Origin of the sequence: Streptomyces sp. KR55, assembly GCF_052245645.1 — a bacterium.
Classification (GTDB): Bacteria; Actinomycetota; Actinomycetes; order Streptomycetales; family Streptomycetaceae; genus Streptomyces; species Streptomyces flavusporus.
The window spans coordinates 1-8,201 of the sequence record NZ_JBQQCE010000441.1 but is presented as its reverse complement, the minus strand read 5'-3'; the positions used below and the strand labels follow the sequence as shown (position 1 = coordinate 8,201).

At 73.6% G+C, this 8,201-nt stretch carries 7 protein-coding genes and 1 pseudogene; 5 read left to right on the top strand and 3 right to left on the bottom strand.

Annotation, left to right across the window (positions count from 1 at the left end; genetic code table 11):
* Positions 1–476, bottom strand: a 476-nt coding sequence (locus ACTWQJ_RS41025) for a hypothetical protein (RefSeq protein ID WP_443311516.1), incomplete at its 3' end; no start/stop codon positions are given.
* 138 nt (positions 477–614) lie between these two features.
* Between ACTWQJ_RS41025 and ACTWQJ_RS41020 the strand changes: the two genes are divergently transcribed.
* Genes ACTWQJ_RS41020 through ACTWQJ_RS41010 form a run of 3 tightly spaced genes read left to right on the top strand, consistent with a single transcriptional unit; the run spans position 615 to position 4,593 of the window.
* Complete coding sequence (locus ACTWQJ_RS41020; protein ID WP_443311515.1) at positions 615–1,091, top strand: hypothetical protein; 477 nt, start codon at positions 615–617, stop codon at positions 1,089–1,091.
* Complete coding sequence (locus tag ACTWQJ_RS41015) at positions 1,091–3,889, top strand: ABC transporter permease subunit (protein ID WP_443311514.1); 2,799 nt, start codon at positions 1,091–1,093, stop codon at positions 3,887–3,889. The genes ACTWQJ_RS41020 and ACTWQJ_RS41015 overlap by 1 nt, the downstream gene beginning before the upstream one ends.
* Positions 3,886–4,593: an ATP-binding cassette domain-containing protein gene (locus ACTWQJ_RS41010; RefSeq protein WP_443311513.1), complete on the top strand. Its 708-nt coding sequence runs from the start codon at positions 3,886–3,888 to the stop codon at positions 4,591–4,593. Before ACTWQJ_RS41015 ends, ACTWQJ_RS41010 begins: the two co-directional genes overlap by 4 nt.
* 106 nt (positions 4,594–4,699) lie before the next feature.
* Here ACTWQJ_RS41010 and ACTWQJ_RS41005 read toward each other — a convergent pair.
* Positions 4,700–5,347: pseudogene (locus ACTWQJ_RS41005) on the bottom strand (transglycosylase family protein); the annotation flags it as partial.
* A 543-nt stretch (positions 5,348–5,890) separates the two neighbouring features.
* On the opposite strand from ACTWQJ_RS41005, the gene ACTWQJ_RS41000 reads away from it, so the two are divergent.
* Together ACTWQJ_RS41000 and ACTWQJ_RS40995 are read left to right on the top strand one after the other, a co-directional pair.
* The gene (locus ACTWQJ_RS41000) at positions 5,891–6,670 is read left to right on the top strand and encodes a hypothetical protein (protein WP_385516796.1); all 780 of its coding nucleotides are present in this window, start codon (positions 5,891–5,893) and stop codon (positions 6,668–6,670) included.
* A gap of 91 nt (positions 6,671–6,761) precedes the next feature.
* A complete protein-coding gene (locus tag ACTWQJ_RS40995; protein WP_129797090.1) occupies positions 6,762–7,163 on the top strand; it encodes a hypothetical protein in 402 nt (133 codons plus the stop codon).
* A gap of 56 nt (positions 7,164–7,219) precedes the next feature.
* Here the strand turns inward: ACTWQJ_RS40995 and der are convergent.
* A partial coding sequence (der, locus tag ACTWQJ_RS40990; RefSeq protein ID WP_443311512.1) for a ribosome biogenesis GTPase Der occupies positions 7,220–8,201 on the bottom strand: 982 nt, incomplete at its 5' end.

The following is an 8,201-nucleotide window of genomic DNA, read 5'->3' as shown; positions in this document are numbered from 1 at the left end:
TTCCAGGTGCCCTGCTGCTCCACGGCGGTACCGGCGGCGTCCGGCAGGGCGGTGGCGCCCTGGAGGGTCAGCGTGTACGTCACGTTCGCCTCGGTCGCCGAGGTGAACTCGACCTTGTCGACCTTCGCCTGCACCTGGGAGCCGCGTTCGTCGCCGCTGAAGGCCTGCAGCACCGGGGCCATCCGGTCACCGTTCTCCAGGAAGTTCTGCTTGTCCTCCAGGGCGGTGGCCGGGTCGAAGAACTTCTCCCAGTTCTGCCGGATCTCCCGCTCGGCCGCGGCCGAGTCGGCGGGCGCGCTCGCCGCCTGATCGGTCGGTTGCGTCTGCTCCACGGTCGGCGTCGGAGGGGGACTGTCGCTGCCGCCGCCCTCGTCGTCGCTGCACGCCGCGAGGGCCGGGGCGAGGAGGAGCAGGGCGGCCGCCAGTGCCGCACGCCGTCGCAGGTTCCTCCGCCTGAGGTCGCTCCCGAGAAGCATCTGGCTCACCACCGGGTGTCGGTCCGGGCCGTGCACGCCGCTTTCAGGGTCAGCTTCCGGAAGGCATAGTGCAAGTCCGTTGGCAGACTTGGACATACAGCCAGACACACCCAGACACACGACGTGTGGGAGCCGGCCATGAGGACAGCCCGACTGCGGACCGTGCACCCCGTCCTGTGGGCCGGCTGGGCGGCGCTCGCGGCCGGCGCGGTGCTGTGCGTCCTGGGCTGGTACGGCGTCTCCGGTGAGCGGTTCGCCGAGCGGCAGCTGCCCTATCTGGCCTCCTGCACGGTCCCTGGCGCCGCGCTGATCATCGCCGGGGCGGTACTGCTCACCCACGGCCGCACCGCGCTCGCCGCCGCGCGCGTGGAGGAGCTGTACGCCCTGCTGGTGGCCGCCGAGCCCGCCGACGGGGACGGGTCGGGCCAGGCAGCCGCCGCGCCGGTCGCGGTCAGCGCGGACCTGTTGATGGTGCCGGGCGGCACGCTGTTCCACCGTGCGGACTGCCCGCTGGTGGCCGGGAAGGCAGAGGCCGTGCCGGTGGACGGGAAGCTGGTGGCAGGCGGCGAGCTGGGCCCGTGCCCGATCTGCGAGCCCGCCGGGACGACAGGCTGATGTCGTCCCTCACGTACGACCTGACGCTCGCCGGCCTGTCGGTGGGCAGCGCCGCCGCGCTCACCGGGATCGGGCTGATCGTGACGTACCGCGCGACGGGCGTGCTGAACTTCGCGCACGGCGCGATCGCGATGGTGTGCGCGTACGCGCTGCGGCAGTGTGTCGTCGAATGGGGCTGGCCGCTGTGGCCGGCCGCCGCGGTGACGCTGGTGGTGCTGGCGCCGGGTCTCGGCGTGGTCCTGGAGCGGTGGGTCTTCCGCCCCCTGTCGGTGCTGGGCAGTGATCCGGCGCAGACGTTGGTGGCGTCCATCGGGGTGTTCGTGCTGCTGGTCGGCGGGGCGGCGCTGCTGTGGGGGCAGGGGGCGCGGGACGACGCCCCGGTGCTGGTGTCGGACGAGCCGTGGGGGCAGTTGGCCGTCGTGCTCGTCCTGGCCGCCGCGGTGGCGGCCGTGATCAGACGGACGCGTTTCGGGCGGGAGCTGCGGGCGGTCGTGGACGACCGGCAGCTGGCCGTGCTCGGCGGGATCGACGCGGACCGGGTGGCCGCGGCCGGCTGGGCGTTCGGCTCGTTCACGGCGGGGCTGACGGGCGTGCTGCTGGCGCCGTACGTCCGTCTGGACCCGTACGGGATGCCGCTGCTGGTCATGGAGGTGGTGGCGGTCGCGGTCGCCGCGCGGATGCGCAGTCTGCCGGTCGCCGTGCTGGTGGCGCTGGGCGTCGGGGTCGCACAGAGCCAGTTGACGCGGCTTCATCCGGCGGGCTGGGGCGAGCCGTTGCTGCAGGCGGCCGGCGCGAACCTGTTCGTGGTGGCGTTGCTGGTCGCCGCCCTGGTACTGCCCGGCGTCGGCGCGCGGGACGCGCTGCCGCATACGGCGACCTCCCCCACTCTCGAACCTGCTCGAGCGGGAGGACCCCCATGGGTGCCGACCCCGCCGGGCGCCTGGATCGTCGCCGTGGTCCTGTTCCTGCTGCCGCTGGGCTTCGCCGGACGGGACCTGCACACATCGGTGCAGGTGCCCGCGCTGGGCGTGGTGCTGCTGTCGCTGGTGGTGGTCACCGGCCGCAGCGGCCAGATCTCGCTCGGGCAGGCGGCGTACGCGGGTCTGGGCGCCCTGTTCACGGCCCTGCTGGCAGCCGGGCGGTTCCCGGGCCTGCCCCGCCTGCCGGAGCTGGCCGCGCTCGCCGTCGCCGTCCTCCTGGTCGCCCCGCTCGGTCTGCTGACCGGCTGGCCGGCGATCAGCCGTCAGGGCCTGGCCCTCGCGCTGGCCACGTTCGCGGTGGGCATCGGGGTGAGCCGGTTCGTCTTCGCCCAGCCGTACGCCACGTCCGGGCTGTCGCTCGACCGCCCGGCGGGCTTCGCCGGGGACCGCGCGTACTACCTGCTGGAGCTGGCCCTCCTGGCCGGCGCGCTGCTCGCCACGCACGCGCTGCGCCGGGGCCGTACGGGCCGGGCGCTGGCGGCGATGCGGGACCACGAGTCGGGGGCGTCGGCGGCAGGCGTCCAGGTGCCTGCCCTGAAACTGCTGGCGTTCGTGTCCGGCGCTGCACTGGCGGCGCTGGGCGGCGGCATGCTCGGCATGGGCCTGCGGGCCTTCGACCCCGCCGCCTACGACCCCGTGCGCGGCCTGCTGTGGTTCGCGGCGATCGTCGTCCTGGGCGCCGACAGCACACTGGGCGCCCTGGCCGCGGCGGCACTGCTGGTCGGCCTCGACGCGGGCGCCCGGGGCGGGGTCGCGGCGGCGCTGATCGGGCTGCTGGCGGTTCTGGTGGGCCGCTTGCCCGGGGGGCCGTACGAGGCGCTGCGGACGGCGGCGGGGAGGCTGCGGTTGCGGCGGGGGGCGACGTTGACAGCGATGGGGGCACAGACGCGGAGGCGACTGCAACCGGCGGAGCAGCGGGCTGCGCGCCGACCGGCGCCGGCGGGAGTGACCGCGGCGGGGTACGCGGCGGCGAGGCGCCGACCGGAAACGGGCCTGCCCGCCGCCGACGGCGCTGAGCCCCCACAGGGGCCACCCGCACCCGACAACGATGGCCGCACGAGTGGTGCGGGTGGGAACCCGGACGCGGCCGAAGGCCGCGTGCCCACCCACGCACCCGCACCCGCACACGTCCCCACCCTCACCACCCGCCACCTCCTCGCCCGCTACGGCCGCTTCACCGCCCTCGACGACGTCGACCTCGACATCCCGCCCGGCCAGATCACCGCCCTCGTCGGCCCCAACGGCGCCGGAAAGAGCACCCTGTTCCACTGCCTGGCCGGAACCGTGCGCCCCGCGCGCGGGCAGGTGCTGTTCGGCGGACGGGACATCACCCGGCTGTCCGCCCACGCCCGCACCCGGCTCGGCATCGCACGGACCTTCCAACAGCTGGCCGTATTCCCCTCGTTGACGGTGGCCGACAACGTCCGGGTGGGCGCCGAGCAGGGGCGGATCGCCGATCCGGGTGCCGTGGAGCGGGCGCTGCGGCTGTTCGGGCTGGACGGCCCGCTACGGGCGCTGCCCGCCGCCGGGCTGCCCACCGGCACACTGCGCCGCGTCGAGCTGGCCCGGGCCCTCGCGGGTGCCCCGCGTGCGCTGCTTCTGGACGAGCCCGCGGCCGGCCTCGACACCGCCGAAGCAGCGGCACTGGCCCGGGTCCTGAAGGCGCTCGCCGCGGACGGCACCGCCCTGCTCGTCGTCGAGCACGACCTCGACCTGGTCGCCGACCTCGCCGACGTCGTGCACGTCATGACAGCGGGCCGGATCATCGCGTCCGGCCCGCCCGGTCGCGTCCTCGACGCGCGGGAGGCCACGCCGTGACCATCGCCCTGAGCCACGCGCGCGTGCGCTACGGCCCCCTGGAAGCCCTGCACGGCATCACCCTCGCCGCCCCCTCCCCCGGCCTGACCGTCCTGCTCGGCCGCAACGGCTCCGGCCGTACGACCGCTCTGCGCGCGCTGGCCGGAACCGTGCCGCTGTCGGGCGGCGCGGTGCTGTGGGACGGCGTCGACGTGACCCGCATGCCCGCCTACGAGCGGGCCCGGCGCGGACTGTGCCTGGTACCGGAGCGGCAGGCCGTGTTCGGCTCCCTCACCGTGCGGGAGAACCTGGAACTCGCGGCGCCGCGCCACGACCCCGCCCTCGCCGCCTATCCGCAACTGCAGCCGCTCCTCCCGCGCCGCGCCGGCACCCTCTCCGGCGGCGAGCAGCGCATGCTCGCCCTCGCCCGGGCGCTGCTGGCACGCGCGCGCGTGGTGCTCGTCGACGAACCCGCGCAGGGCATGGCGCCGGCGGTCGCGGCCCGCACGTACGACCTGCTGGGCTCGCTGGACGCCTGCGTAGTCCTGGCGGAGCAGCGGCTGCCGCCCGCCCTGCACGGCCGTGCCGCCCTCGTGTACGAACTGCGCCGCGGTGCGGTCGTCTTCAGCGGAGAAGCGGGCGAGTTGCGGGCGCGGGAAGCGGCGGACCGCACACCGCGGGGGCGTGCTCCGGGCCCTGCGCGCGGGCCGAACCCTCCGGGATGAGCAGCATCACGCCGTGCCTGCGGGCGACGTCGCCCGCTGCGCCGGGGGCCCCGCCCGGTCGGTGGACCGGGCGGGGACCCATGTTCCGGGCAAAGGGGGTGGCTCCGAGCGCGAGGCACTGCCCGGGCACGATCACGTCGGGATCACCGCCGATGACGGCCTTGTTGGCGGCGTAGAGCCGCTGCCAGGTGGTCCCGTGCCGGTCGGCGATACCGCTCAGGGTGTCGCCCTGACGGACGGTGTAGTCGCCGCGGGTCGCACCGCGGTCCGTGTGGCCCGACGCCCGCGCCGGCGTCTTCGCCGGCTGCGACGAGGTGGACTGCTCGGACTGGTCGGACTGCTCGCCGGCCGAGCCGGTCGCGGGCGCCTCGGGAGCGCCGCCGGACGCTCCGGCGCGCACCGAGCAGGTCGGCCACCCGCCCCAGCCCTGTGCGCGCTGAACCTTGGTGGCGACGGCGATCTGCTGCTCCTTGGAAGCCTGGTCGGCGGTGGCCGCGTAGGCCGTGCCGCCGTACGCGCGCCAGGTGTCGGCGGAGAACTGGAGTCCGCCGTAGTAGCCGTTGCCGGTGTTGATGTGCCAGTTGCCGCCGCTCTCGCACTGGGCGATGCGGTCCCACACTCCGCCGTCCGCGGCCGCCGCGTTGCCTGTTCCGGCCAGCAGCCCGAGCGGGGCCAGCAGGGCCGCCCCGGCGAGGACCGCCGTCGTACGCGTCTTACGGACGTTGTTGCGAGTGGTATCGGCACATTCGGACATGTAATTCCCTCTCGACGGACCCGGGGTCCCCCAAGACGGGGCGCGTTTCCCGCGCATGGCCGCGGTCGTCGCGCTCCGCCCCGTCCGCCGACGGCTGTGCTGTGCGCCGACCTGATGCGGCCGGCGCGGCGGCGGACGTACCCGAGCGGTGCTCGTTGCACACGGTCGAGGAATGTACGGAGCTTGAGGAGTTGGCCTCAACCAACTACTCGTCGTTCCAGGCCAGTTCGGCGTTACCCGAGGTATCGCCAATTTTCGGCCACCCATTTCATTCGCCGATTTCCTGATTTGTCGACCAGTCACTCCGTCGACCTGTGACCCACTTCACCGTCACAAGTGCCTTGCTGCTTCCCCGACTTGACGGTGAGTGTCCGATTCCGTGCCGGTCGTGACCGTGTGCGGTGGATGGTTCGATTCCGTTCGCCGGTCAGCGTGACTCCCGCCACAGATCCCCGTTGTCTTCTTCATGAGCCCGGGACCACCCGGACCACGGGCCGGGAGCCACCCGGCCTCGCCACGTACCGCATCCCGAGGGAGCCACCCGTGCCGCGCATGCTCGACGTCAGCGACGAGGTACGCGCCGAGATCGGCGACGAAGAAGCCAACCGGCTGCTCGCCGGAGAGAACGCCCCCGGCAGTTACGACTGCACGTCCTGCCGCACCCCGGGGGACTCCGAGCGCGAGCGGACCAGCACCGTCCTGTTCATCGGCGACGAGACCGCCGTGCTCGCCTTCGCCCACGCCACCTGCCTGCCCTCGCAGGTCGTCCAGGTCACCGAGGAACAGCTCCGCGGCGCCGTGCGGTCCATCAGCGGCGACACGGTCGACCTGGAGCCGGAGCAGGTGGTGCCGGAGCAGGCCGTGCTCGGGGTCACCAGCGGACTGGTGCTCATCGCCGGGGAGTTGCACCCGGCCCTCGTCGTCGAACCCACCGGCCCCATCGTGCGCCCGGGTTCCATCGCCTCCGGCGACGACTTCCTGCCGCTGCTGATCGAGCAGGGCTTCATGCCGGTGACCGAGCTGAGCTCCCTGCCGCCGGTGCTGCACGGCTGGTCCGTGCTGCTCGCCATGGGGCAGCTGCACGCGGTGCTCCAGCCGAGCCCGGGCGGTCAGCCGGTGGCCTGGTGGCAGGCGCATCAGCCGCTGCAGGTGACCGAGGGGTGGCGGGCCGCCGCCAACAAGCACCAGCAGGTGCTGATGTTCGCGGCTCCGGTGGGGTCCATCGGGCGTCAGCCCCGGGAGGATCTGCTGCGGGACGCCCTGGACAAGGCCGCGGCCAACGGGAAGCTCGTCGCGAGTGTGCTGCCGCTTGCGGGGACGTGAGCGCGCGGGATCGTCGGGGGTGTAACAGTCCTGCGCCCCTTGCGGTCTCGCTCGGCCGCATCTCTTCAGAGCCGGGGTCGTTTGGACATACGTGCACGCATACGACGTTTCCCGCCGCCAGTCCTTCCAGTCGATCCGGTCCACGCGGCCGGCACAGGAACATTCGGGCGGCCCATCGGCCACGCCGATCTACGACGCGCTCTATGCCGAGTACGTCAAGTCCTTCCGCTCGCTGCCGGGTGACCGCAGCGGCGAGGACGAGTTCGGGTTCACCGCCTTCGCGAGCATCCCGCACGGTTCGGGATCGTTCGGGGGCCACCGCGCGGGATCGTTCAGCAGCTCGTACAGCGCCTACAGCGCGGGCGCACAGAGCGCCCGGCACGGCAGTGGGCAGCTGTCGCCCTGGCAGCGGGTCGGGCAGATCGGGCAGCACGGCACCGGGATGCACCACGTCCCGGCGGCACTGCCACCCGGCCCCCGCAAGGGGAGCTGAAGCGAGGAGGGCGGCCCGACAAGGGCCGCCCTCCTGCTACGTCTTGTGCTGTGTCGCTACTTCTTCTTCGCGCCGCGCTTCTCGCGCACCCGCACCGAGATATGGATCGGCGTCCCCTCGAAGCCGAACTCCTCACGCAGCCGACGCTCGATGAAGCGCCGGTAGCCCGCCTCGATGAACCCGGAGGCGAAGAGCACGAACCGCGGGGGCTTGGTGCCGGCCTGGGTGCCGAACAGGATGCGCGGCTGCTTGCCGCCCCGGACCGGGTGCGGGTGGGCGGCGACCAGTTCGCCGAGGAAGGCGTTCAGCCGGCCCGTCGGGACGCGCGTCTCCCAGCCGGCCAGGGCCGTCTCGATCGCCGGGACCAGCTTCTCCATGTGCCGTCCGGTCTGCGCCGAGACGTTCACCCGGGGCGCCCACGAGACCTGGCCCATCTCGGTCTCGATCTCCCGCTCCAGGTAGTAGCGGCGCTCCTCGTCGAGGGTGTCCCACTTGTTGTACGCGACGACGAGGGCGCGGCCCGCCTCGACGGCCATGGAGATGATGCGCTGGTCCTGCACCGAGATCGACTCGGCGGCATCGATCAGGACGACGGCCACCTCGGCCTTCTCGACGGCCGCCGCGGTGCGCAGCGAGGCGTAGTAGTCGGCGCCCTGCTGGAGGTGGACGCGCTTGCGGATACCCGCCGTGTCGACGAACTTCCAGGTCTTGCCGCCGAGTTCGATCAGCTCGTCGACCGGGTCGCGGGTGGTGCCGGCGAGTTCGTTGACGACGACCCGCTCCTCGCCGGCCACCTTGTTCAGCAGCGAGGACTTGCCGACGTTCGGGCGGCCGATCAGCGCGACGCGGCGGGGGCCGCCGACGGCGGTTCCGAAGGTCTGCTGGGGCGCATCCGGCAGCGCCTCCAGGACGGCGTCCAGCATGTCGCCGGTGCCGCGGCCGTGCAGGGCGGAGACGGGGTGCGGCTCGCCGAGGCCGAGGGACCACAGGTAGGCCGCGTCGGCCTCGCCGCTCGGGCCGTCGACCTTGTTGGCGCAC

Bases quoted from the DNA above. Each gene is read 5' to 3' on its own strand.
- ACTWQJ_RS41015 (WP_443311514.1), top strand. From the start codon at position 1,091: ATGTCGTCCCTCACGTACGACCTGACGCTCGCCGGCCTGTCGGTGGGC.
- ACTWQJ_RS41020 (WP_443311515.1), top strand. From the start codon at position 615: ATGAGGACAGCCCGACTGCGGACCGTGCACCCCGTCCTGTGGGCCGGC.